19 protein-coding genes and 2 pseudogenes are annotated in these 25,330 nt (G+C 59.2%); 3 read left to right on the top strand and 18 right to left on the bottom strand.

Annotated features, from left to right (window positions below; all coding sequences use genetic code 11):
* Nucleotides 1–5: 5 nt before the first annotated feature.
* Nucleotides 6–1,063: pseudogene (locus tag ACQQ2Q_RS21845) on the top strand (IS630 family transposase).
* 619 nt (nt 1,064–1,682) lie between these two features.
* Here the strand turns inward: ACQQ2Q_RS21845 and ACQQ2Q_RS21850 are convergent.
* On the bottom strand, nt 1,683–2,591 hold the full coding sequence (locus ACQQ2Q_RS21850; RefSeq protein ID WP_037093923.1) for a LysR family transcriptional regulator: 909 nt from the start codon (nt 2,589–2,591) through the stop codon (nt 1,683–1,685).
* Between the two features lie 108 nt (nt 2,592–2,699).
* On the opposite strand from ACQQ2Q_RS21850, the gene ACQQ2Q_RS21855 reads away from it, so the two are divergent.
* Complete coding sequence (locus ACQQ2Q_RS21855) at nt 2,700–3,761, top strand: alkene reductase (RefSeq protein ID WP_037093924.1); 1,062 nt, start codon at nt 2,700–2,702, stop codon at nt 3,759–3,761.
* A gap of 134 nt (nt 3,762–3,895) precedes the next feature.
* Here the strand turns inward: ACQQ2Q_RS21855 and ACQQ2Q_RS21860 are convergent, their stop codons facing one another.
* The 14 genes from ACQQ2Q_RS21860 to ACQQ2Q_RS21925 form a co-directional block, all read right to left on the bottom strand.
* Nucleotides 3,896–4,708, bottom strand: a complete 813-nt coding sequence (locus tag ACQQ2Q_RS21860) for an aminoglycoside phosphotransferase family protein (RefSeq protein WP_247261132.1) — start codon at nt 4,706–4,708, stop codon at nt 3,896–3,898.
* Between the two features lie 104 nt (nt 4,709–4,812).
* Nucleotides 4,813–5,367: a recombinase family protein gene (locus ACQQ2Q_RS21865; RefSeq protein WP_037093559.1), complete on the bottom strand. Its 555-nt coding sequence runs from the start codon at nt 5,365–5,367 to the stop codon at nt 4,813–4,815.
* Between the two features lie 314 nt (nt 5,368–5,681).
* On the bottom strand, nt 5,682–7,502 hold the full coding sequence (locus tag ACQQ2Q_RS21870; protein ID WP_428189218.1) for an ABC transporter ATP-binding protein: 1,821 nt from the start codon (nt 7,500–7,502) through the stop codon (nt 5,682–5,684).
* Entirely contained in the window at nt 7,456–8,337 is an 882-nt protein-coding gene (locus ACQQ2Q_RS21875; protein ID WP_428189219.1) for an ABC transporter ATP-binding protein, read from the bottom strand. Before ACQQ2Q_RS21875 ends, ACQQ2Q_RS21870 begins: the two co-directional genes overlap by 47 nt.
* The gene (locus ACQQ2Q_RS21880; RefSeq protein WP_428189232.1) at nt 8,334–9,344 is read right to left on the bottom strand and encodes a FecCD family ABC transporter permease; all 1,011 of its coding nucleotides are present in this window, start codon (nt 9,342–9,344) and stop codon (nt 8,334–8,336) included. Before ACQQ2Q_RS21880 ends, ACQQ2Q_RS21875 begins: the two co-directional genes overlap by 4 nt.
* A gap of 92 nt (nt 9,345–9,436) precedes the next feature.
* Nucleotides 9,437–10,549, bottom strand: a complete 1,113-nt coding sequence (locus tag ACQQ2Q_RS21885; RefSeq protein WP_428189220.1) for a FecCD family ABC transporter permease — start codon at nt 10,547–10,549, stop codon at nt 9,437–9,439.
* 32 nt (nt 10,550–10,581) lie between these two features.
* Entirely contained in the window at nt 10,582–11,424 is an 843-nt protein-coding gene (locus ACQQ2Q_RS21890; RefSeq protein ID WP_428189221.1) for a siderophore-interacting protein, read from the bottom strand.
* Between the two features lies 1 nt (nt 11,425).
* Nucleotides 11,426–12,370: an iron-siderophore ABC transporter substrate-binding protein gene (locus ACQQ2Q_RS21895; RefSeq protein WP_428189222.1), complete on the bottom strand. Its 945-nt coding sequence runs from the start codon at nt 12,368–12,370 to the stop codon at nt 11,426–11,428.
* 121 nt (nt 12,371–12,491) lie between these two features.
* Nucleotides 12,492–14,906, bottom strand: a complete 2,415-nt coding sequence (locus tag ACQQ2Q_RS21900; protein WP_428189223.1) for a TonB-dependent siderophore receptor — start codon at nt 14,904–14,906, stop codon at nt 12,492–12,494.
* A 208-nt stretch (nt 14,907–15,114) separates the two neighbouring features.
* Nucleotides 15,115–16,149 (bottom strand): FecR family protein, encoded by a 1,035-nt coding sequence (locus ACQQ2Q_RS21905; protein WP_428189224.1) that lies wholly within the window; start codon nt 16,147–16,149, stop codon nt 15,115–15,117.
* An 84-nt stretch (nt 16,150–16,233) separates the two neighbouring features.
* The gene (locus tag ACQQ2Q_RS21910; RefSeq protein WP_428189225.1) at nt 16,234–16,740 is read right to left on the bottom strand and encodes an RNA polymerase sigma factor; all 507 of its coding nucleotides are present in this window, start codon (nt 16,738–16,740) and stop codon (nt 16,234–16,236) included.
* A 400-nt stretch (nt 16,741–17,140) separates the two neighbouring features.
* A complete protein-coding gene (locus ACQQ2Q_RS21915; protein WP_428189226.1) occupies nt 17,141–18,286 on the bottom strand; it encodes a site-specific integrase in 1,146 nt (381 codons plus the stop codon).
* Nucleotides 18,276–18,695, bottom strand: coding sequence for a type II toxin-antitoxin system VapC family toxin (locus ACQQ2Q_RS21920; RefSeq protein ID WP_428189227.1), 420 nt, complete (start codon nt 18,693–18,695; stop codon nt 18,276–18,278). Before ACQQ2Q_RS21920 ends, ACQQ2Q_RS21915 begins: the two co-directional genes overlap by 11 nt.
* Complete coding sequence (locus tag ACQQ2Q_RS21925) at nt 18,695–18,934, bottom strand: type II toxin-antitoxin system Phd/YefM family antitoxin (RefSeq protein ID WP_115672800.1); 240 nt, start codon at nt 18,932–18,934, stop codon at nt 18,695–18,697. Before ACQQ2Q_RS21925 ends, ACQQ2Q_RS21920 begins: the two co-directional genes overlap by 1 nt.
* 187 nt (nt 18,935–19,121) lie before the next feature.
* Here ACQQ2Q_RS21925 and ACQQ2Q_RS21930 point away from each other — a divergent pair, with 187 nt between their 5' ends.
* Nucleotides 19,122–20,264, top strand: a complete 1,143-nt coding sequence (locus ACQQ2Q_RS21930; RefSeq protein WP_428189233.1) for an RHE_PE00001 family protein — start codon at nt 19,122–19,124, stop codon at nt 20,262–20,264.
* A 162-nt stretch (nt 20,265–20,426) separates the two neighbouring features.
* Here ACQQ2Q_RS21930 and ACQQ2Q_RS21935 read toward each other — a convergent pair whose 3' ends face one another.
* The 3 genes and pseudogenes from ACQQ2Q_RS21935 to ACQQ2Q_RS21945 all read right to left on the bottom strand — a co-directional run.
* Nucleotides 20,427–22,097, bottom strand: coding sequence for a UvrD-helicase domain-containing protein (locus tag ACQQ2Q_RS21935; protein WP_428189228.1), 1,671 nt, complete (start codon nt 22,095–22,097; stop codon nt 20,427–20,429).
* Entirely contained in the window at nt 22,094–24,034 is a 1,941-nt protein-coding gene (locus tag ACQQ2Q_RS21940) for an ATP-dependent nuclease (RefSeq protein WP_428189229.1), read from the bottom strand. The genes ACQQ2Q_RS21935 and ACQQ2Q_RS21940 overlap by 4 nt, the downstream gene beginning before the upstream one ends.
* Nucleotides 24,035–24,292: 258 nt before the next feature.
* A pseudogene (locus tag ACQQ2Q_RS21945) lies at nt 24,293–25,330 on the bottom strand (hypothetical protein); the annotation flags it as partial.

Raw genomic sequence — 25,330 nt, forward strand, 5'->3', positions numbered from 1 at the left:
TTGCGATGGGTTCAGCGCTTTCATTGCGGTCGGATTTCGACGGGGCCAGGTTGCGGCGTCTGGCTCGCCAGACACGGGATGCCAATCAGGCGCGACGGCTTCTGGCTCTTGCATCGATCTATGATGGCGGCTCGCGCGCCGATGCCGCCCGGCTTGGCAGCGTGACAGTTCAGATCGTGCGCGACTGGGTGGTCCGCTTCAACGATCGCGGTCCAGACGGTCTGATCAATGGCAAGGCTTCGGGCAAGCCTTCTCTCCTGAACGACGAACAGCGAGCGGCCTTGGCGCAAGCCATAGAGCGCGGACCGACACCGTACTGGATGGCGTCGTTCGTTGGCGTCTGTGTGATCTGGCGCAATGGCTCTGGGAAGAGTTCCGCATCTCGGTGAGCCAGGAGGCCCTTGGTCGCGAAGTGCGTGCCATGGGGTAGCGCAAGCTCTCTGCTCGCCCAAGACATCATGCTCAGGATGCCGAAGCGGCCGAGGCTTTTAAAAAAACTTCCCCGCCGCTGTGGCAGAAATTGCCGCCGGCCCCGCCAAGAGCAAAGTGATCGAAGTCTGGTTTCAGGACGAAGCTCGTATAGGCCAGAAGAACAAGATCACCCGCCGCTGAGCCAAGCGGGGAACAAGGCCGTCTGCGCCACACGACCAGCGAACCAAGCCGGCCTATATCTTCGGTTCCATCTGCCCCAAACAGGGCAAGGCTGCCGCTCTCGTCATGCCGTGGTGCGACACCCATGCCATGAACCAGCACCTGATCGATATCCCGTAATGTTGCAGATAACGAACATGCCGTCCTCATCATGGACCAGGCTGGATGGCACATGTCCAACAATCTCGTCGTCCCAGAAAACATCACCATCCTGCCACTGCCGCCCAAATCACCCGAGCTGAACCCGGTCGAAAACATCTGGCAGTTCATGAGGGACAACTGGCTCTCAAACCGCGTCTTCAAGTCCTACGAGGATATCGTCGACCATTGCTGCTACGCTTGGAGAACACTCCAGGACCGACCATGGAAGATCATGTCGATCGGCAGACGCAAATGGGCACAAGGGTTCTGATCAATGACGGTTGGTATAATACCTTCGTCGCAATATTCGTTTCCGCAAAGTTCAGATTGCTGAAACGTCTCCGCTTCGCGCCCGAGGCCTTCGTGTGCCTGCCTGAAAGTAGACATCGGCTGAAACCTCGCCGTCATACATCGATGTCCGCCTTCGCGTAGGTGCCCTAGCAGCGGTCAGTCTGCCATCGGCCCCGGACTGGAAATGATTTCCGCTATGCGCCTCCATATCGGTCATAGAGGCTGTCGTGTCGTCGTGCGTGCCTAAAAGCAGACATAGCCTCGGCGCCCGCGTCACGTCGCCTTTACGCCGATAGTGTTGAAAAACTCCGCTGAGGGTCGACAAAACAACTCACTGCCGTGACTGTCCGGAATGGATTTCCGATGATCTTAGCTGACTGAAACGGATTTGCGGCAGAGTGGGTACAGAGCTTCCTCTAAGCAATGTCATTTCAGCTAAAGCTTACGAGAAGCTGCCCACGGGAGTATTTCAACAGTATCCGCCATAAGCGGACGTCCGCCGACGCATTATGAAGGACCTGTTGCCACCCCATTCAGGTCCGCCAGTCTTGATACGAGCTGACCTGGAAGCAGACGTAGGACTCGTCATCTTCTGCCTGCTAAAGAGCTTTCGCGTTGGCCCGTCTAACGAACTCATCCACAACAACCCGGATCCGGGGAAGTATCGCACGGGTCGTTGGCCACACAGCGTTAAATGGCGATTGCACCTGGCACCGATCCGGCAGCACCTCGACCAATTCTTTCCCATCGATGTAAGGCTGCAGGAGAGACTGTGGCATTTGGCATAAGCCGAAACCAGCAACCGCCATATCGATGACCACCTCTCCGTCGCTCACTAGGTGAGCGGCCAGCGGATCAAGCGACTTTACGCGCCCGCCCTCCTCCAGGAAGCGCCAGGGTGCGGCTCTGCCTGGCCTGCCTCCGAGGATACAGGCGTGGTCTTGTAGATCACGTAGGCTTGTTGGTGCCCCTGCTTCACTAAGATAGCGTGGTGCTGCACAGAGAACGAGGCGCTGTGTTCCGAGCGGTCGGGCAGAGATGTCAGTTCGGTCAGGCAGCTCGCCGAACCGCAGACATAGGTCTACCCCATCCTCGACAGGGTCTATAATACGATCAGAGAAGCTGGCCTCCAAACGGAGTCCGGGATGGGCCCTGAGGATATCCAATAGGATCGGCATGGCGATCCGTCGGCCGAACGCCACTGGCATGTCCACCCGCAATATTCCTCTAACCGCGCTGGCCTTGGACCGTGCGAGGTCTTCTGCTGACCGGAGCTGATCAAGTGCGGCTTCGGCTTGCACAAAGTAGGCCTGACCATCGGGCGTCAACGATAGCCGACGTGTTGTCCGATGCAGAAGTTTGACGCCAAGCCGACCCTCCAACTGGGCCACCGACTTGGCGACGGCCGACTTGGTGATGCCAAACTGTGCCGCCGCCGCAGTGAACGACCCGGCTTTCACCACGGTGATAAAGATTTCTACGCCACCGAAGGTGCTGGTAATAGCCATTCTGCAGGCACTCCAATTGACGACTTGAAGTGTACAGTCTGACAACCGGAAGGACAATTGTCTCCAGACAGAAGCAGAGCCATATCTGCGCTAAACCAGGAGATATCGATGTCCCGTTTGTTCGATCCGTTGAAGGTTGGGGCTCTCGAGCTGCCGAACCGCGTTATCATGGCCCCGCTTACACGCAAGCGCTCCGGCGTCGAGCGCGTACCCAACGCGATGATGGCCGAATACTATCGGCAACGGGCTGGTGCCGGATTGATTCTGAGCGAAGCGACTTCTGTGTCCCCACAAGGCGTTGGATATTGGGGCACGCCTGGTATTTGGAACGATGCCCAGGTCCAAGGCTGGCAACACGTCACGCGGCAGGTTCACGAAGCCGATGGTCGCATATTCCTGCAGCTCTGGCACGTGGGCCGCATCTCCGACCCCGAACTTCTCGATGGCCAACTTCCCGTAGCGCCGAGCGCAATCGCCGCCGCTGGTCATGTCTCGGGACTACGCCCGAAAAGGCCGCATCCTATTCCACGGGCTTTGGAAACGAATGAGATACCGGGAATCGTTGAGGACTTTAGACAGGGCGCGGAGCGAGCAAAGGCCGCTGACTTTGATGGCGTCGAGTTGCATGCTGCCAATGGCTATCTGATTGATCAGTTCCTACAGGACAAGACCAACAAGCGCACCGATTGCTACGGTGGCACAGTCGAGAACCGCGCTAGGTTTCTCCTTGAGATTGCGGATGCAGTGACTGAGGTTTGGGGCGCTGATCGTGTCGGCGTGCACCTTCGACCTCGGGGCGAGGAACACGATATGGGGGACAGCAACCCCAAGGCAATTTTCGGGTACGTCGCCGACGAACTGGCAAGACGGAAGATTGCCTTCATTTTTGTCCGCGAAATTGAAGCCGAAGACAGCCTTCTCGGTGAGATCAAGCGTCGGTTCGGGGGGCCGGTCATAGCCAATGAACTTATGTCAAAGGAAGATGGGGAGCGACTTATCGAGTCCGGTCATGCCGACGCCCTGGCATTCGGTCGCGACTATATCGCCAATCCGGACCTCGCAGAGCGCCTTCAGCAGAACTTTCCTCTGAACACACCGAACAAGGACACGTTCTATGGCGAGGGCCCTGAGGGCTATACAGACTACCCTAGTTTGCTGCGGCACCTGTGATGAAAAGACCCGCTGTTTCATCTCAACGCTGGAAGCCGACGGTCGCCCTCCAACCCCATCCCTGAAGCGTGCAAATGGCGCTTCTGAGCCATGTCGCCTGCCGGACCAAAGCGCACTTCCTCGTTCGCAGGCACCTATTGGTTGAGCTCAGCAAGAGCTAGCGCTGCAACATGCAAATCCACCTCGGCCAACGGATCGTCGTCACCTAGAAACCAGGCGGCAGATAGCCCGGTCCACGCGAGTATCCACTGCAGTAGGCGGCGAGGCTCTAAGCGTGAGGCCTCAGCGACCACAGCTAGACGCCTTTGAAAGCGGCCAGGCTGCGTTGCCACAGGCTGACTGGGATCGCTTAGATCAGGGTTGGTGAATATGTTGGCAAAGTCGAAACCGCGTTCGCCGAACAAGCCGTGTGGATCAATGGCGAGCCAACCACGGCAGCCGAAATCCAGCACGTTATCGTGGTGGAGGTCGCCGTGGAGGACACCCTCCTCTCTTGGCGCGGCTAGTAGCATTTGCGCAGTCTCGAAGCTGCTGCGCAGGATGCCGCCATGGCGTGCAGCAGCGACTTCTAGTTCCCTGAACCATAGAGGGAGAGGAACCAACCCTGGCAATGCTGCCGCCTGCTCCCGGTGTAATTTGTCGGCGGTAGCGCAGAGAATTCGAGATGCCTCGTCATCATCACCAGACCGTGCCATGTCTGCCAAGGATCGCTTCGCTGTAGCACGCTCCATGAGGATCGCGTTTTCGTCTCGCTCGAGAACTTGAGCCGCTCCTACTCCGGCCCACCACACCATCAGGTCTGAGCCGCGCTTCTGATCAGGATGAGAAGACACCTTCAGCATGGCCGCTTCACCGTGATGCAGAACCGGGAGAAGTTGAGCAGTCGGAGTGCTGATAGGCTCCCCATCGGTAGTTAGTTGCCAAAGATCAATATAAGGTTTGAACAAGATGCACTCGCGTTCGCTCGAAGAAGTCGGCGCAGCATAGAGCTTCTTCGGGGCCGTCGCCAACACGGCGATGGCCGCTCCTGGCGCGAAGCCGCCATCTTGCCCTACGATGATGCGGCTTCTCTAAGGGCGCGGTACACGCTCGCCCGACCTATGTTCAGCGTCTTGGCAATTTCTGTTGGCCCCATCCCGTCGGATTTCAGTCGGCGGATCTCAGCAATATCAACATGGGGCTTCCTGCCTTTGTAGACCCCTCTGGTTTTTGCAGCGGCGATGCCTTCCATCTGTCGTTCTCTGCGAAGGTTCGTTTCGAACTCAGCGAACACGCCCAGCATATCGAGGAAAGCTTTCCCGGCCGCCGAGCTGGTGTCGATCGGTTGTTCCGTCGCCTTCAGCGTCACCCCTTTTTGCTTGAGCAGCCGTACGATGTCCTGCAGATCCCCAACTGACCGCGCCAGCCGATCGACCCGCGTCACGACCAGGCTGTCGCCGTCGCGCATGAATTCCAGAAGCGTGTTAAGCTCCTTCCGATCCTGCTTGGTCGCTCCGGATTTCTTTTCCGCCCGGATGACCGTGCACCCGGCCGCCTTCAGAGCCGCCTCTTGAATCGCCAAATCCTGATCGATGGTGCTGACCCGCGCATACCCGTAAATTGCCATGAAACGTCTCATTAGGTTCTAGACCTTCAATGGGTAGCGTCTCATAATCGTAAAATCAACCCAAATGATACACTGATTTGCGTCTCACGGAGATTGTCTCAGGAGGTATACCCTAATGAGTGGTCGGAACCTTTGCCAAATCCAATCGCCCTGAATCGTCTGGTTGGGAGCGGATCTAAACGACAGCTTGAAGCAGATCGCGAAAGACACTTGTCATTTCTGACGAAGCGCGGGCAGCCTGAGCGTTTTGTCCCTGTTCACGCTAGCCCTTGTTCAATGGGAAACCAACGAGATGCCCTTGGCTTGCTTGTTTCTCACTGGCCAGCAGGCGGTGCAGCGGTTGGGTTCGGGGCGTTGGCAGCAAGCATGGAACCGGCGGCTTGCGCTGCGTGAAGCTTTCGGTAGCGCGCATGCTCGCGTGTGATCAGCTCGGCATGGGTTCCGTTTTCGACGATCTGGCCGTTTTCGACGACGAGAATGCGGTCGGCATTGGTGATCGTCGCGAGCCGGTGGGCGATGACCAGCGTGGTGCGGCCTTGCGCCAGATCGGCCAGCGACTGCTGAATGGCGCGCTCCGTCTCGGTGTCGAGCGCCGAGGTCGCTTCATCGAGGATGAGGATGGGCGGGTTCTTCAGAAAGATGCGGGCAATGGCCAGCCGCTGCTTCTGGCCACCCGAGAGCTTGACGCCGCGCTCGCCGATGATCGTGTCGAGACCGGCTGGAAGTGCGGCAATCACATCGTCCAGCCTTGCGCGACGCGCTGCCTCTGCAATCTCGGCTTCCGTTGCACCCAGACGGCCATAGGCGATGTTCTCGCGGATCGTGCCGGCAAACAGGAACACATCCTGGGCGACAATGCCGATATGCGAGCGCAGCGACTTCAGCGTCATGTCGCGAATGTCGATGCCGTCGATGGCAATCGACCCGCCCGTCACCTCGTAAAAGCGCGGCAGAAGCGAGCAGATCGTCGTCTTGCCCGCCCCCGACGGGCCGACAAAGGCAATGGTCTCGCCGGCCTTGATCGACAGGCTCAACCCTTGGAACACCTGCTTTTGCGGGCCGTAGCCGAAACGCACATCGCGATACTCGATATCCCCCTTCAGCTGCGCGACGGCCTGTGCATTCTCACGGTCGGCAATATCGGGCCTTGTATCGAGAAACTGGCAATAGCGCTGGAAGCCGGCAAGCCCCTTGGGATAGGTCTCGATGATCGAGTTGATCTTGTCGATCGGCCGGAAGAACACATTGACCAGCAGCAGGAAGCCGATGAACCCGCCGGCGGTCAATTCGCCCTGCACGACGAACCATGCGCCGGCCAGCATCACCACCACCTGTACGAAGCGCATCGACAGGTAGGACAGCGACATGGAGGCCGCCATCACCTTGTAGGCCTCGAGCTTGGTGGCGAGATAATTGCCGTTGTTCTGTGCAAACAGTTCTCGCTCGTGATCCTCGTTGGCAAAGGCCTGCACGACACGGATCCCGCCGACATTCTCCTCGATGCGGGCGTTGAACTCTCCCACCCGACCATAGAGCGCGTGCCAGGTTGCCGTCATGCGCTGGCCGTATACGGTGGTCAGGACCGCCGTGAGCGGCACGATGATGGCCGTCAACAGCGCCAGCGGCACATGCACCCACAGCATCAGGGCAAGCGCGCCGATCAGCGTCATGATGGCGATGAACAGATCCTCGGGACCGTGATGGGCCACCTCGCCGATCTCTTCGAGATCCTTGGTCAGCCGGGCCACCAGATGGCCGGTCTTCTGGTTGTCGAAGAAGCCGAAGGACAGCTTTTGCAGATGGTCGAAGGCCTTGCGGCGCATCTCCGTCTCGATCTTGATCCCAAGCATATGCCCCCAATAGGTGACAACGACCTGAAGACCGGCATTGACGATGTAGATGAGGAACAGGCCCAGAGAAGCCAGCGCAATCATGCCCAGCTGGTTGGTCGGCAGCAACCGGTCGATGAACAATGTCACGGCGATGGGAAAGGCCAGCTCCAGCAGGCCTGCGGCCACAGCGGAGGAGAAGTCGAGCGCGAACAGGCCGCGATGGGGACGGTAGTAGGCGGCAAAGCGCTTCAAAAGCTCAGTCACGATCACAGTCCTCTGCTGATCGACGGGATCTCTCGACATGTGCCGCGGCAACAGCCTGCCGCCCCTTCGGCACGATCAGTGGCGTGCCGGTGACGGGATCCGGGATGATGATGGAAGGAAGGCCAAAGACCTCTTCGACCAGAGCTTCGCTGACGATGGCAGCCGGCCTGCCTTCGGCAAGCACGGCGCCGTCCTTCATGGCGATCAGATGCGTGGCATAGCGGCAGGCATGGTTGAGGTCATGCAGCACGGCGACGATGGTGCGGCCTTCCGCGTTGAGATCGGCGAGCAGTTCCATCAACTCGATCTGGTGGGCGATGTCGAGGAAGGTGGTCGGCTCGTCGAGCAGCAGGATCGGCGTCTGCTGCGCCAGCACCATGGCAATCCAGACCCGTTGGCGCTGGCCGCCGGACAGTTCATCCACCAGTCGAGCGGAAAGATCCGTCACGCGGCTTGCTTCCATGGCAGCGATGACGGCCTTCTCGTCGGTGCTCGACCATTGGCGCAGGAAGGACTGGTGCGGATAGCGCCCGCGCGCCACCAGATCGGCAACCGTAATACCCTCCGGCGCGGTGGAGGTTTGCGGCAGAAGGCCAAGCCGGCGGGCGACGTCTCTGGCCGGGATATCGCGCAGGCTGCGTCCATCGAGGATCACCTCACCCGATGATGGCGCCAGCAGCCGCGACAGGGCTCTGAGCAGGGTGGACTTGCCGCAGGCATTCGGCCCGACAATCACGGTGAAGGCACCATCGGGAATGGCAAACGAGAGATCGCGCGAGATCGTGCGCTCGTCGTAGCGCAGCGTCACATTATCGGCGTGCAGGCGCGCGGGTGTGGAGCGGTCGGGCGTGGGTTGAATAAGTGTTTTAGTCATTTGCGACCCTCGCGAATGAGAAGCCATAGGAAGTAGACGCCGCCGATGCTCACCGTCATGACGCCGACGGGAAGCTGTACGCCGAGCGCATGCTGGGCGGCCCAGTCTGCGGCCACAAGCAGCAGTCCGCCGGTCAGCGCCGAGGGAAGAAGCGCCACACCGGCCGAGCGGGTCATGCGGCGGGCAATCTGCGGGGCGCAGAGCGCGATGAAGGAAACCGGCCCCGCCGATGCGGTCACGAGCGCCGTCAGTGCCACGCCCAGCACCATCAGCAAAAGCCGCGTGCGGCCTGCATCGACACCTGAGGCGCGCGCCGCATCCTCGCCCAGTTCCAGCTGGCGCATCGGGCGCGACAGAAGAAGCGTCAGCGGCAAGAGGATGGACAGAACCAGCACGACAGGGAACAGCTGTTCGACGCCAAGCCCGTTCAGCGAGCCCGCCCCCCAGATGGCCGCCGCCATGGCCACCGGAAGGTCGGCCTCACGGATCATCCAGGCATTGAGAGCCGACAGCATGGCGGCCACACCAATGCCGACGATGATGAGCCGGAACCCCTGCACGCCCTGCCGCCAGGCCAGCAGATAGACGGCGATCGCCGTGACGATACCGCCCGCCAGCGCGCCGAGCGCCGTCTGGAAAGTGCCGCCGGAGAACAAGAGCATCACCATCAGCGCACCGGTATAGGAGCCGGCCGAGAAGCCGATAATGTCGGGGCTTCCCAGCGGATTGCGTGTCAGGCTCTGGAAGATGGCCCCGCTTGTGCCGAGGGCCGCACCCAGCAGAACGGCGAGCGCCACGCGCGGCAGACGCCATTCCACCACGATCATCCGCACCATATCCTCACCCTCGCCCGCCAGCGCCCAGAGCACCTGGTCGAGCGCAATGGGATATTTGCCGCTCAAGAGCGACAGCGCCGCAAGGGCGGCGGTGAGACCCAGCAGCACCAGCATCAGGATGAGTGCACGGCCATCGAGCCGGAACGACAGGCGGTCAGAGAGCAGGCGCACGGTCAAAAAGGCGCGACCGAAGTCGATCTGCGGGGAATGAGGGGGGTGAGAGTGAGAGTGAGAGTGAGGCCGCGAACGCGAAGATGGCACCGTCATAGCCCGCCCGCCTGTCTGCGCCGGGAAAGCGCAATCAGCACCGGCGCGCCGAGGAAGGCGGTGACGATGCCCGCCTCCAGTTCGCCCGGATAAAGCACCAGCCGCCCGGCAATATCGGCAATCAGCAGCAGCACCGGTGCGTAGATCATCGTCATGGGCAGGATCAGGCGCTGGTCCGGACCGGTGAACCAGCGCACCGCATGCGGCACCATCAGGCCGATAAAGCCGATCGGGCCGCAGGCAGCCGTGCCCGCGCCAGCCAGAAGCGTCACGGCAAGGAGCGTCAGGATCCGCGTGCGAACAAGGCTGGCCCCCAGCGCCCGGGCGAGATCCTCACCGAGCGCCACGGCATTCAGCGAACGGGCGCTCATCAGCGCGATCACAAGGCCGATACCGATAAAGGGGGCGACGGCGACAACGACATCCATGTTGCGCCCGGCCACCGAGCCGATCGACCATTGGCGCAGGGCATCGAAGGCCTGCGGGTTCAACAGCGTGATCGAGGAGCCAATGCCGCCGAGCATGGCAGACAGCGCCACTCCCGCCAAGACCAGCCGCACCGGTGTTGCGCCGTCACGGCCGGCCATTCCGCCACCTGCCATGCCCAGCCCATAGACGCAGAGCGTTACCAGCACGGCACCCAACAGCGCAAACCACAGATAGGCGGCAATCGACTGAACGCCGAACAGCCCGACCGCAAGCGTCACGAAGAAGGCTGCCCCGGCATTGACGCCGAGGATCCCCGGATCGGCCAGCGGATTGCGCGTCGCCGCCTGGATCAGCGCCCCCGACACCCCGAAGGCCATCCCGCACAGAAGCGAAAGCAGCGTGCGCGGCAGGCGGTAATCGACAATCACGATATGATCGACCAGATCGCCATCATAGGCAAACAGCGCATCGACCACAGTGGAGACCGCAACCGGCCTTGCCCCCAGCGCAAGGCTTGAAAGCGACAGGACCACCAGCAGCACAAGACCGAAGAAAGCCATGGCAAGGCTTCGTGCCAGACTCTGGGCCAGAACTCCTGTCGCAATCCGGGCCTCACCCTGCCGTCCCCCGGCGGCCCGATCAGCGGCCTCGACGGACAGCGCCATGCGCCCACCTCTCATGGCCCTCACATCCGTCTCACGCCTCACACGCTTCACACCCGGGCCTGCCCTTCGATCCAGTAGCCGACGGCATCGATCCGGCGCTTGTCGAAACCGAGACTATCGCGGAAATGCTTGCGGCACTCGGCTGCTGCCTTGGCCTCGCCAGCGATGTAGATATAGCCCGGCCCGTCCGGCAGGGTGGTGATCGCGCGTGCAATGCGCGGCAGCTCCGTATAGCCGGGCCGCTCCGGGCGCAGGCCGTGGCAGGCATGCCAGGTGATCTCGACATTGGCCACTGTCTCGATCATCTCCCCGATCTCCTGACGATCGGCATCGGATGGGATCTCCACATGCACCACCGCCCGGAAGCCTTGCGGCAGTTCCTCCAGAACACGGCCCACGGCGGGCAAGCCCGTGATATCCGTCAGCATCAACAGCCATTGGCTTGCCTTCGGCAACCAGAAGCGGCCTTCCGGATTGCAGATGCCGACGATATCCCCCACCTTGGCCCCCATCGCCCAGCTGGCTGCCACGCCGCCCTCATGCACCACCATGTCGAGCACCATCTCGCAGGTCTTGGCATTCCAGCGGCGCACCGTATAGGGCCGGTTCGGCGCATAATCCGCCCCCTCCGGCATCTCCCACCGGCCATTCTCCTTAAGCACCGGCAGCACCACCGGCGTTTCCGCATTCGCCGGAACCGCCAGACGCACCCACTCATCCGGATGCCCGCTGCCCAGCAACCGCTCCCCACCATCGAGCCTCAACACCACCCGCATCATCGACGGCGTCAGGTGCCCGATCGACACCACCGAGGCCAGGAAATTGTCCTCCACATAGGCTTCGTGATCGTGATCCTCGACGCCCAAAAGGGCTTGTGCGTTTGCTTGCATGTCAACGTGCCTCTGCGTGGGCCGCCGCTTCGGCAAGCTTTGGCAAAAAACGCGGAAAACCGTAAGGGATAGAAAGGATGCTCAACGCCGATGTCGACCAAACGGATACCGGATCATCAAGAGCGACATAACCGCCTCGTTTCACAACGTTGAGCGCCTGGAACAAAGGTTGGGCCTCTGCCGCCTCCCGAGCCCCTTCCTGATACCACATAATCAAAATATCGGCGTCCATCTCACCTATCTGCTCAAGGCTGACGCTTGTCGACGTCTTGGTGGGATCTTCCTGCACCAGACGTTGAACGCCCGGAGATGGTTTCAGGCCGAGCCCGACAAGGGCCGAAACGCGGGGATCTCTGGGTAGATAGACCACGAGATTGGTCGATCCCGGAAAGAAGGTGCCGAAAGTGAAGGTCTTTCCCTGCAAGACGGGATGGTCTTGAGAGAGTTTCCGGAGAAACTCATCAGTCTCCAATAACAACTGTTCCGCCCGCTCGGGAACACCCAGTGCATGCCCCGTCTGGATCGTCACTTCCCGCCAGTCCGCTGCCCAAGGGCCAGAACGGTAAACCACTGTCGGAGCAATTGCCGAGAGCCGCCGCCATTCCAGCTCACTTATTCCTGAATAGACACCAAGGATGAGGTCCGGTCGGAGGGCTGCTATAGCCTCGAAATCAAGATAACTCGACAACAGCTGCGGGAGGGCAGTTTGGAGGCGCTCTTCATTCCAAGGGAAAATTCCATTCGGAAAATTGCTGTATCGAGGCATGGCAACAGGTGTTCTGCCAAGAGCCAAAACGGCATCCTCGCCACTCCAGCCCAATGTTACGATCCGGACCGGAGCATGCAGTATCCGTGTCCTCCCAAAAGCATGAGCAATTTCACGCGGAAATTCCTCGCTTTTAACTGCCGCTTGGAACCCGATGAGGAATAGGAAAACGGCAGACATGGGGAACCACTTGCATATCAAGTCTGCAGTCCTCATCACCCTTATCCATGTTTTAAAAGGTGCGGTCATTTGAGCACGCTCAGGAGGAAAACCCCGCTGAAGGCCAGCGGGGTTTTGGCTGTCAAAACTTGAAGCTGAGATTGGCAGCCACTGTTCTTGCCTGACCGTAGAAGCAAGCATTAAGGTAACTGCACCCCGAGACATACGTTTTGTCGAAGAGGTTGGTTGCGGTTACGTTCAGGACCAAACCTTCAAGATCGCGGTTCTTCTTGCCGAAATCATAGGACAGCGCCGCGTCGAAAACAGTGTAGGCCGGATATTTAAAGGTGTTGGCATCATTGCCGTAACCGCTGCCGGAGTAACGGACGCCTGCACCAATTCCAAGCCCGTCCAGCGGACCATCCTGAATGTTATACTTCACCCAAAGCGACGATGAAACCGGCGGCATGAAACGGACCTTGTTGCCCTGTGTCCCATCCTCGGCCTTTGAATAAACCGAATCTGTGTAAGAGGCCGCAGCGATCACATCAAGGCTATCAAAAAACGTCGCCTTAGCCTCGAACTCTATACCCTGAACGTGGACCTCTCCCGTCTGATAGGCAACGCCAAACTGGTCCCAGCTTGGAACGTTCTGCTGTTTCAGATCATAGGCCGACAGGGTGAACAGGGCATCGTAACCGGGTGGTTGATATTTTACGCCAACCTCATATTGCTGACCAGTCGTAGGCTTGAACGGATTCTGGTTTCCGTCGAATCCTGCATAGGGCATAAACGAGGTGGCGTAGCTGGCGTACGGAGCAATCCCGTTATCAAACAGATAGGTTAGTCCAGCCCTATACGTGAATTCGCGGTTCGTCTTTTCGGCTTCCGTCGATGTTAAAATATCGTAGTCATCCTGCCAGGCTATATCATAGCGACCGCCAAGCGTAAGAATCCAGTTATCCCATTTGATCTGGTCTTGGGCGTAGACGCCCAACTGGCTGATCCTGTTATCCCAACGCGCACCCAAAGTGGGCCGATTATAGGTGCCGTATTGAGGATCTGTAATGCTTATGGATGTGTTGCCCCAACCATAATACCCGGAATAGTCATTCTTGAACCATTTGTAATCGATACCCGCGATGGCGTTATGCTCAATTTCGCCCGTTTGGAATTTTGCTTGAATATTCGTGTCGGTGGCAAATACGGAGTTCTTTGAGGCGTAATCGTAAGCATTTCGATTCAGTCTCGTGTAGTCCGTCACACCATTTTTGGTCACATATCCATTACTGAAGAATGTCTTGTATGAGTCGTCAACGTAAATATACTTTGCATTGTGATGGATCGAAAAAGTCTCGTCGAATTCATGCTTGAAATCGTATCCGACAACAGACTGTGTTCGTTCATAGCGATTGTAGTCCAGTTCTCCTGAAAAGAAGTCGCGGTCGATTTTGCCAATAGGGCTGGAAATCACTGTGCCTTCATATGGCAATGGACGGTAATCGGGTCGACCCTCGTCCCTCTGGAAATGCGTTATGATCGAAAGCTCCGTGCCTTCCTGGGGCTTCCACGTGAACGAGGGGGCAATCATGAAGCGCTTCTCGTTCGTGTAATCAATATTTGTGCCGGTGCGCGTTGCAACGCCTGTAAGGCGATAGAAAAACTGGTCGCTATCAGCAATGGGACCGGAAAAATCGAACGCGGTGTAAGCCCGGCCATAGGAACCCGTGCCGACAACGACCTCGCGAAGCGGTGTTTCCGTTGGTCTTTTGCTCACCATGTTAACAATGCCACCGGGGTAATTCTGGCCATACAGAACGGATGATGGTCCCTTGAGAACTTCGACGCGCTCAAGGAGATAAGGATCAATCTGAGGCGAGCCTCCGGCATCTCCGGTATATGGCAGGTAGGTTCCGTCCAGATAGAGTGGTGTCGGCGCAAAGCCGCGAGCTTCGATATTGTCGAATGAACGGATGGAGCTACTGGAACCACCCACACCAACGCCCGCGCTGTACTTGACAGCATCCTTAACGGACTCAGCACCTCGCTGTTTGATTTCCTCTGAGGAGACAACACTGATCGACTGCGGCACCTCAATCAGCGGTGCATCTGTTTTCGTGCCAGTAGCCGAACGGTGAGCAACCAGACCATCGACCGGCCCCCATGCGTTTTCCTCTTGCCCCTGCACCCGGATCGTCTCCAGCACAGTCGAGCCATCCGCACCAATCGATGAGGCATCGGCCGCCTCCGGCCTGGTCAACGACACACTGTTTCCGGAGAAGCGATAGGAAACGCCCGTGCCGGAAAGCAGCTGGGCCAGCGCCTGTTCGGGAGAATAGGTGCCGCGAACGGCGGTACTGCGCAGGCCTTCGACGCGAGAAACATCATAGAAAACCTGAATGCCGGCCTTGTTGGCAAAGGAGAGGATCGCGCTGTTGAGGTTCTGCGCAGGAATATTGAAGGCAATTGACTGCGGCTGGGCCGTGTTTGTCGATACGCTCTGCTGCGCAACGACCGGCGAACCGGCAAGCGACAGGCCGATTGCCAGTGCAACCATGCTGACCGTCGATCCGAGCCGCTGGCGAAGATCATGGCTCCGGCTGCTGTGTCCCACCTTTACCCCCATTACAAAACCCTTTCGTCACTCGTTTGCGCTGGCGGAAGGCTGCTTCCGCCGGTTCGCAAATGAGACGAATCTACTCATGTTTTCCGGTAAGGTTTTTTTGACTTTTTTTGCTGCTGTCAAAACCGGCTGTTCGCCGGTGTCAGTAGAGCACCGTTACGAGCGGCGGAACGGATGCTGAGCGTATGCCGAGTTCATGGGTGATGGTGGCAAGTGCTCGGTCGAGATCCTTGGTCGAAAACACGCCGCTGACCGTTCGGTTTGCAAGCGTTGGATTGCCGACGACAATGCGGCCCCGGCGATAGCGATTGAGTTCGGCCACGACATCGGCCAGCGGTACCCGGTCGAAAACCAGCTTTCCCTGCCGCCACGCAGCCGCCAGTTCGATATCCTTCTCCTGAACCTTGCCCAAGCCGGTCCGTGCTGAATACTGAACGGATTGGCCCGGCGCCAGAACGGCGCTGGCGGATTGATGCTCCGGATCGGTCAGGTCCACACGAACTTCGTGCTCGATCACTGTCACCTCCACCGCATCCGACAGGCGATCCACCACAAACTGCGTGCCAAGCGCCGTCGCCGTTCCCTCTGCGCCCTCGACCACAAAGGGGCGGTTTTCGCCTCCTGCCTTTGGCGCGGCTGTGAAGTAGGCGGCGCCCTCCAGTAGTTCGACGCGCCGCTCGTGATCGGAAAAATGCAAGGCTATCGCGCTTGCGGAAGACAGGTCCACGACACTGCCGTCCGGCAAGGTCACGCTGCGCTGTTCGCCGGGCAACGTCCGGTAATCCGCCACCATCATGGTCATCGGACTGCCATACCAGAAATTCGACACGCCGATCACGGCGGCAAGACAGATCGCGGCCATGCCAGCGCCGCGCCACAATGGCATGCGCGGTGCGCGCGGCATGCCGGTTCCGACAAAAGGCCGTTCGGGCCCCGGCTTTGAAGCGACAATATCGAGAGAAAGGGAGCCGGGATTTTCACGTAGTCCCGCCAGATCTCCCCAGGTTCTCTCAGCGATCTCAAAAGCCTCGGCATGATAGACGCTTTGAGAACGCCAGCGCTGGAACGAGGCGCGCTCCTGCGCATCAAGCGGATCGCCACCGAGCCGAATGACCCATTCGGCAGCTTCCGCTTCAATCTGTTCTTTGTCGTCTCGGTGTTCCACACTTCGGTCCATGTTCTTGCACCGCCACTTCAGACGCAGTCCATAATGAGACGTTCGAGGCGTCTCTATCCGGTAACGTTCCGTAGCTTTTTCCCGCTATTGTGGCCGCAGCCGTTTGGTGACGTGCAACAGCGCCTTGGCCAGATGTTTCTGCACGGAGCTTTCCGATATGCCAAGGCGTTCGGCGGTTTCGGCGTAACTCAATCCCTCGACCCGGTTCAACACAAATATCTGCCGGGTCCGCTCCGGCAGTTCCGCCACGATCGAGCGAAGCCGATCCAGCTTTTGCCGAGCATCCGCCTCATCTTCCTGCGAAGGGCGGTCATCGGGAAGGCTTGCCATATCATCATGCGCGGCGGCATCGGTTTTCTGGCGCGCCTTCTGGCGAACATAATCCACGGCAAGATTGTGCGCGGTGCGATAGAGATAGGATCGCCCGTTCAGCACGACGGCGCGCCCAGCCGGATTTTGCTCGGCATAACGCAGGAAAGCCTCTTGCGTCAGGTCCGCAGCCGTATCGGCGTCCTTCAATTTGTCGGTGAGATAGGCCTGCAGTTCACGCCGATGCGCAAGGAACAGCCCCTTCAGCGTCTTGTCCGTCACGTCTTTTTGTCAGCGCTTTGCCGTTTGTCGAATTCATGACTCCAATTATCTTGTTTTACCATCTATCGCAATCCGGCAGATCAAACAAAGGCTTATCAAATTGCGTCACAACCAAGGAGCGACGTTTTGAGCGGTGTTGTCCTTTTTTTGTCAGGTCTCTTAGCCTTGTGTCTCCGTCTGCTGGCGAGGCGCAGACCATGTGCTGGATAGAGGCTTAAGCCGGAAGAAGCTGCCTTGAAACCGGCTTATCGCACGCATGCCACTAATCTGCAGCGTTGAACCATTTGGCTATATCAAATTCGTCCAGACGACGAGTATACGGTTGTGACCGAACGGCATCTTGCTTTCATCACAGGCGATTCCAATGATGCGTTCAGAATCGTCGATAGGGAGCGATCTCTCACTCCCAGACCCGAGCCGCTCTCCCGCTACGCCTCGTCGCGCTGTTGTAGTATTCGGATGCCTGCTGGACGGAGCGGTGTCGGGATTGCTCCATGGCCTCTGGGAGCGGAATGCCGCGATTGGCGGCTTCGGTGAGATAACCGGAGCGCAGGCCATGGGCGGAAAACTCTGCCGGGTCCAGCCCTGCCATCTCGACGCGCTGCTTGAGAATGTCGCTGATCGCCTTCGGATCAAGAGCCCGCTTCGAAACATTGCCCCACCGATCGATTGCCCGGAAAACGCTGCCGCTTTCGATCCTGGCAAGCGCGAGCCAGGCATTCAGCGCGTCGACGGGCCGGCCGGTGAGGTAGACGACCTCATCATTGTCCGCGCCGCTGGTCTTGGTGCGTCCCAGGTGTATGGACAGCGAGGGCAGGGGAGGGGCGCCATCAAGGTAGATCGGTTCTTCTGGCTGCAACTGTTCTTTTCGAAGTCCAGCGATCTCGCTGCGACGCCGGCCGCCTGAGGCGAAAGCGACCATCAGGATCGCCTTGTCTCTGACATCGCGCAGATTGTCGGTTCGGCATGTGCCAATCAGCTTCGATAGGACATCGCCTGTCACCGCCTTGGCGCTCTTGCGTCGTTTAGGGCGTGGCGTTGCGCGCACTGCAAGTCGGATGGCGGACTTCAGGGCAGGGGAGGAAAAAGCACCAACATGGCCACGCCATTTCGTCAGTGTTGACCAGGTGGCGAGCCGCCGGCGCACGGTATCGGGTGCATGCGGTCCGACCGTCCGCAGAAATCCCTGGATCCGGAGCTTATCGTCGACATCTGACGGCATCCCGTGTTCCGGATCCGTCAGACGCTTCTCAGCGTCCCACAGGTGGTGCGCGACGAATTTGAGAAGGAGCGCTTCGGGTGCTGGCCAGGGAAGCGAGCGTCCTGTCGCCGCCAGCGACCAAGCCTGCAGGTAAGCAAGATCGGAGGTCAGCGCGCGAAGCGTGTTGGCACCCATGCCCTCGTTGACGAGATGGCGAAGGGTCTCGATGTCCTGATCGGTCAGCAATTCCGCCAGCTCATCCCGTCGGTCCATGGGTAGAACGGCGGCAATCGTGTCGAGTGTCGCTACTCGGGCCGCGAGCTCAGCAGGTCCATCAATGCTCATGCTCAGGCGATCCAAACACCGCCACACCTTCTGCGCGGGCAGCTTCCGCCAGTCGACGGTCGAGCGTGGCTAGAGGGAGCTGTTCGATAATTGCTAGAGCGAGGTAGGCGGCATCGTAGGCGCTGAGACGGTATTTCCGGGACAAACGCACCACCTCCGTGTCGTCGCCGGCGCCACTCAGGTGCAATGGTAGGCCGCGGAACCGCGCCAGCGCCGAATGAACAAAATCAACCGAGATCCGTTCACGCTTTTCGGCGCTCAGTAGTATGCTGCGGATCTCATGGCGAAGCAGATCCGGCGCCACCGCGTCTTCCTCTGCCATGCGGGCCATTGCTAGTTCGGCGGTTGTATTTTCTTCGTCCGGCAGCAGCCACGCGCCAGCGATCGAGGCATCAACGATGAAAGCCACTAACGTCGGCCTTCCTGCTTCCATTCCTGGATTTCTTGATGGGTGACTGGCTTGGCTTGGGCGCGCAGCGCTCGCACGGCCTCGATCGCGGCCAGTCGCTGACGCCGTTCGTCCATGGCCACCAAGCGCGCTACAGGATCATTCCCACGGGCGATGATAAAGTCCTCGCCAGCTTCGACGCGCGCCAGCAGTTCAGACAGATGCGTTTTAGCCTCGGCGACTTTAACGGTAACAGTCATGACGGTTCCTTCTCTATTCGTTCGCGCAATTCGTGTGTAAAATAGTCACCATACCGCAGTTGGTCAACGGGTTGACTAACTGACCTACGATAAGGGTTACTTATCGGGGGTTAAAGCGCCAACCAACAATCATACCATGTGGCGAACTGCAATATCCATATCGAGTTCGTTTAATAAATCATTTACCATAAATTCAATGCGTTACGATCTCGCCAAATTGCCCATCCAGACACTGTTGCGCCCCATCTCGGACGCAGGCTCCGCGCTGGCGCGTATCGACGAGCGCATCGCTCGCTCGCCGGTCGGATCCGGTTTCCTCGAGCGGTCGCACTATGCCGACGCATGTGCCTCCCTCTGGATCGACGGCGAACTCGTTCACCTCGAAGAACTCGTCCTCCACGACGCCTTTCGCGATACCCGCACACCCACCCACGAGCTCACTATCGCCCGCGACGTGCTGCGAACCCGTCGGCGCATCGCCGGCCAATCCCCGGACTGGGCGCTCTCTGCCGACGGCATCCGCTCGCTGCGGAAAACCTCGGAGATCGAGTCGGGCGGCGGGGACGAGGCTACGAGGGCCGGGGCTCTCCTGCCGGCGATCGACGCGGACGGGGAGGAGGAGGATGGTGATGACGCGGAGTATCTACCTGGCGTCGACTACGCTGCCATCGATGCGGTTCTGGCCCGATCGAACGCTGCCATCGAAAACGCCACTCGCCGCGACTGCGCCACCATTGGTCGGGGCGCGGAAAAGGATCCGATGATCTATGATCTCGACTGGGACGAAGACGCGCGGCTCGACGAATGGCGCAGCGTGTTGCGCCAGACCGAAAACTTGCCGGCGATGCTGCAGGCGATCGTCGGTCTCGATGCCGGGAACGAGCTTTCCGTCCTCCAGCATGCGCCCTGGCTTGGCCGGCTGTTGGCCGCCTCGATCCTGCGCCAGGCCGGCGTTACCACCGGCGCTCATCTTGCCGCGATCAATCTCGGTCTGAAAACCATTCCCGTCGACCGGCGTCGGCATCGCGACCGGGAAACCCGGTTACTCGCGATTGCCCTAGGGTTTTTGGCGGCCGCGGAGATTGGCATGAAAGAGCATGACCGGCTGACACTGGCAAAAACGATGATGGACCGAAAACTGGAAGGACGGCGGACGTCGTCAAAACTGCCGGAACTGGTTGAACTGGTGATGGCGAAACCGCTCGTGTCGGCCGGCATGGTGGCCAAGACGCTGGACGTAACGCCACAGGCGGCGCGGCGGATTGTTTTGGAGCTGGGGCTCAGAGAGATGACGGGGAGGGGGAGGTTTCGGGCGTGGGGCGTAGTATAATGGTGGCGCCAACGTCCGTCGCTGGCTTGCGGCGCGGTGAACCCCTGTCGTTCACGCTCGCCCTCGCTATGATGACCACTGTGATCTTCTTCGCACGCGCTTACTCTTGGTCTCCCTCGCCTAGGTGTCCCGATTGGGGGTGTGCTCTTTCCCGATCGATTTTCAACGATAGGTCTCGGCATATTTCAGGAACTCGGCATGAGGCTGTCGGGCACTACCCCAGAGACGGTGGGACGGCCATCCTTCGGGCCGCTCGCGATGGGCCGCCACAGAGAGGATGAGACGCTCCTTCGCCCGAGATATCGCAACGAAATAGGCGGATCGCTCATCCACAGGGTTCGACCAGAAGGTTTGTGCCTCGACACCAATTACGATGACCGTGTCGAATTCCAGTCCCTTGCTTTTGTGGATCGACATGACGCGGACCGCCCGGTCCGCTGAAAAGGCCGAGAGCGCAAGCCCGATGTCCGGCTCGTTTGAAAGAACAACATGCAGGCGGTCAATTGCTGACTGAACCAGTTCGTCCAAACGGTTGGCCTGCCCGTAATCCGACGACATTGCGACCACAGCGTCCCGCCCTACCAGTGCAAAGAGCTGATCGACGATCGTTTGAAGTCCTGCGCGGTCGCCCTTGGCGATCGTGCCGGCGGCAATCGCAGACCGGATCTCTTCGACAAACCGCGCCCATCGATGCCTGGCGCGATATTCCTGCTCCTCGTCCATGCTATGGGTATAGATGATCGCGCTCAGAAGTCTGCGATGTGCGTCGGCATTCGCAACGGTCCCCGCCACCAGAAGCAGATCGGTGATGAGTTTGACGACAGGCTCGGAGGCAAAATCTTGCGTACTGTCTTCCTCCCGGAACGGGATCCCGTGCGCCTGAAATGCTTCACGCAGCCGCTGGCAGACGAACTGCTGGTCGCGGCTGACGAGAACCGCGATTTGCGACGGCGCTACCCCATCATTGTCGATCCTGTCCCTGATCGCGACGGCCAGCCGTTCCGCCTCGTCGACCGCATCTGTCGCTTCAAGGATCTCGATCACGCCCTCGTCGCCCGCAAGCTCGGCATCATCGACCGCGCCCGCCGGGTCCATGGTGCGGACCATTGCATTCTGCATCCTGCGCAACCGCGGTTTGGCTCGAAAGTTCTGATAGAGACTGAGGGGCACGGCGGCGAAATCCGTCGCAAAAACTTTGAAAATGCCCTCCAGGGCTCCTGCCCATCCCATGATCCTCTGGCGGGTGTCGCCAACGGCGGTCAGTCTTACCGATGAGGCCAGAAAGCAGTCGGATATCAGCTGGTACTGCTCGCTCGTGCAATCTTGAAACTCATCGAGGAAGACGTCGCTATAGGTGTAGCGTATGGCATTGCGAGCGATCGCGTTGGTCTGAACGATGGTAGTGGCAAGCGGTACCATGTCCTTGAATGTAATCGACTGCCGTTCGACGCGGCGCGGGCCTACACTATAGTCGTCGTCGAGCTGATCAGCGCCGGTCAAAGCCGTCCGGAAACGGTCGATAATTCGCTTTGCAAAGGCATGAAACGTGTAGCTGTCAAACCGGCTTGCCAGATCGTTCCCGCATCGCAGACGAACCCGATCCTTCAGATTCTGGCTGGCGTCGACCTTGAACGAGATTGCGAGTATCCGGCTTGGATAGCGGCAGGTCGCGGTACGAAGCAGGAAGTCGGCGCGTTGCGCCAGAACCTCGGTCTTGCCCGCACCCGGCCCCGCCGTGATGGCCAGATGCCCGGCGGTGGTTCGGGCCGCCAGAAGGGCGTTCGGTTCGAGGATGAGGCCGTCTGCCGGCTTCCACCGTTCGACGGGGATCATTCCGGTATCGCTTTCAAAGCGGCCAAAGCATATTCCGTCAATCGTTTCAGCGACCCGGGGAGCGACGCAACAAGCGCTGCGTCATCAAGTTCGGCCATTGCGCGGATATGCCAGACCGGCTTGCTGCCTACCTTGAAGCGCTTGTGGTAAGGACCGAAATAGGTCTGTTGCGCCGCGTTATACTGATCGACCGCGCCATGAGACTCACCAAGCACGGAGTTGATTTTGGCCTCTGTCGGCGCCACCAGTTCGGCGGCTTCCACCGCATAGGCCTGCGGGAAAGCCGTCATCATCGCAAAGTCGAGGTCGAGGGGAGAGGAGAAAAAGACGCCCTGTCCTTCGAGGAAGGACAACCATTTCCCGGTATCTTTCAACAGTCGAGGTTCAGCGTCCCACGCTGTCATGTTCTTGATATGGTCGGGTGTCAGCGCAGTCTTTTTTACGTCGGCATAAGCAAGCAATTGCTGGCAGGCATATCGAACCCGACCCCAGCCGCCGTCGTGACGGGCGAGATCCAGATCAAGGAGGGTGACGAAGGGGATTTCGAGCCCGTGCAGCAGGCGCCAGAAATGGTTGACATGCCGTCCGCCAAGCGGCACGACCGAGATGGAGGCATCATCGATCCTGGTGCCCATGGCGCTGATCACGCGCGGTAGAACCACCTCCTCGCTGTCGCCCTCGCCAAGGACGACATAGCGGGAAAAATAAAGTTCGGGGAACGCCTGTACGGCTTCGCGCACGAACTTGAACGCATCGGCATCCTTTTCGCTGTCGGGGAGCTGGATGGTCCTAACCCGTGTGGTGCGATCGGCAGCAAGCCGAAGATACCGAACGAGCTTCGGATCGATGCGGCGCATGATCGATGCCGAGTGGGTTGCCAGAACCGCCTGGGTATCCTGTCCCTTGGAGAATGCGGACAGACTGGCGACCACACGTCCAAGGTAATGCGGTGAGAGGCTGTTTTCCGGTTCCTCGACAGCGATCAGCGTGAAGACCGCCGGGCGCAGCTTGTCGATATCGAACTCGGTCTTGAGTTCGCCTCGCAAAACTCGCTGGTTGAGCTCGTGGACGCCGAGCACGATCGAGAGATAAAGGACAGACTGCTGGCCGTCGCTCAATCTTGAAAAATCGACGCTCGGTTCGTCGTGGCCGGGCGTGAAGACGACGCTCATGTGGCGCAGCAGCGCTTCGATCTCGTTGCGCCCGAAGAACACCGAAGGGCTCGCGAAGTGGCGGCCGGTGTGCAGGACCTCCCATGACTTGCCGAGTGCCTGCGTCACACTGACCATTGCGGCATTGCCGGCGAGCGCTGAGCTGATCTTTTCGGTCAGGCCATCGACGGTCGATCTCTCCGTAGTCCAGTTTGCGGCTCTGAGCACCCGCCCAAGCAAGGCACTTGCCGAATAGGAAATGTGGTCGGCGGGATCGCGGCGCGCCGGCAGGTAATGGACCTGGATGCTTCCCCGTTCCTGCTTTGAAACGCGTGTCTCGGCCTTCGGCTCGCCGTTAGCGTCGACCTTCAGGACGTTGGTGAAATTCTCTTCGACTTCGCCATCCTGATCGAGCGTCGCGCTCAGGCGAAAGCGAACCTGTGCCGGGCCTTGCGGCGCCTCAAGCTGCATATGCGCAAATGCGCCAGGCACCGCAGGCTTGGGCACACCGTCGTCGATCAGCAGTTCAGGAAACTGGAAATCGGCCTCGATCCACAGGCGCCGATCCAGTGGCGCCTCCTTCTCGTCGTTGGGAACGTGAAAATCCAACTTGCGGACTTTTCGCTGAGCCGGGTCGAGGCTGAACATCCTCGCCAAAGCCTGCAGAACAGCTGTTTTGCCGGAGCCATTCGGACCAAGAAAGAAAGTCATGTCGGAGAGGTCAATAACGGTTGCCGTTTGACCAAAAGATCGAAAGTTTTTAAGCCGTAAGCGGACCAATTTCATGACGAATCTCCTCGCAAATCGATAACAAAAAACCGAGACGAGCGGAAGTTAAGGCCGCAGGTACGATGTCCAACGTGACGCGACTGACGTGCCTTAGCACGCGATCCAGGGGGCGGCCAGGCTGTGCGCCTACGATGCCTTTCTGAAGGTGTTGATCCGGATTTCCTCTCCGAGGAAGGTGGGCGCGAAGGACGAAATCAGGGTCCGCTCCTTCAGCCACGACGAGAATTGCTGATTGGCGTCATTGTTCTCGATCGGTCACCGAGGAAACAGCCCGAAGCGACCTTCATCAACCATCCCGGAAAAATGAATCACTCGATCACCGAGTTCGACGTCTGACGGTGGATCCATGTTCTCAACGATAATCGCCTGTCGATCGCTTTCGAGGCCAAGAAGATATCTATAGAAGTTTCCGTTCAGGTTCGTATCGCTCAGATCGTCGTCGGCTCCCTCCGGCTCGCGGTAGGAAAGCAGAGGGGAATCGAGCACGACGATGCCCGGATGGGCCAGATCGTTGTCGGCGCAATATTGCAGCAGCGAGATGGTAAACGCCGATTGCGTAATAGCCCTCAGCCCCTTTCCATAGGAGGTTCGCGGCTTGCCCGAAACGATCAGGTCTTTCATTGTCGTGTCGAAGTAGACGCGATCCACACCCGGAAACCCCCATTGGTGGAGGACACTCTCAACCAGTTCAGTGAACGGGGCGACGACGGTGCTGGTTAGACGGGTGCTCGATGCGGCATCGTTTGAGCCCCCGTCGTTCTGCCGTTCCAGGGCGGCTTTACGACTGGTCAGATCACTCAGATTGCTGAAGAGCCCGAGTGCCTGGCGAACGTTCGCGCCTTTGTCAGCCAGTTCCTTGTAAGTTGAACGTTGTTTTCGCAGGTCGGGTGAGACCACTGTCTCGATTTCAATCGACAATGCTCTCAGGGAGCTTTTCATATTGGGAAGCGACTTCTCGATCGACTGCGCCTCCGTCTTCAGAGCGGTCATCGTTGTTGCCAGCTCCGATTGCCGAGCTTCAATCTTCTGCATCTCTGCTTCGGCAGCCAGGACGGTCACCCCAATATCGCCGTGGCAGACGGCGCTGGAATCATGATGCTCGGGCAAGGCGCCACAGGTCGGGCAAATCTCTTGTTCGAGTACCGAGAAAAAGCTTCCCGCCTCCCGGATGCCCACCAGACGCTCATAATCCGAACCATAGTGCTGTTGCAGAAGATTGAAACGCTCGAGGAGGGTGGCGATCTCTGTGTAACGCTCGTTGGTCGCTTCGAGCTTTTGAATAATCGCCCGCCT

Source organism: Agrobacterium sp. ES01, assembly GCF_050320885.1.
Lineage (GTDB): Bacteria > Pseudomonadota > Alphaproteobacteria > Rhizobiales > Rhizobiaceae > Allorhizobium.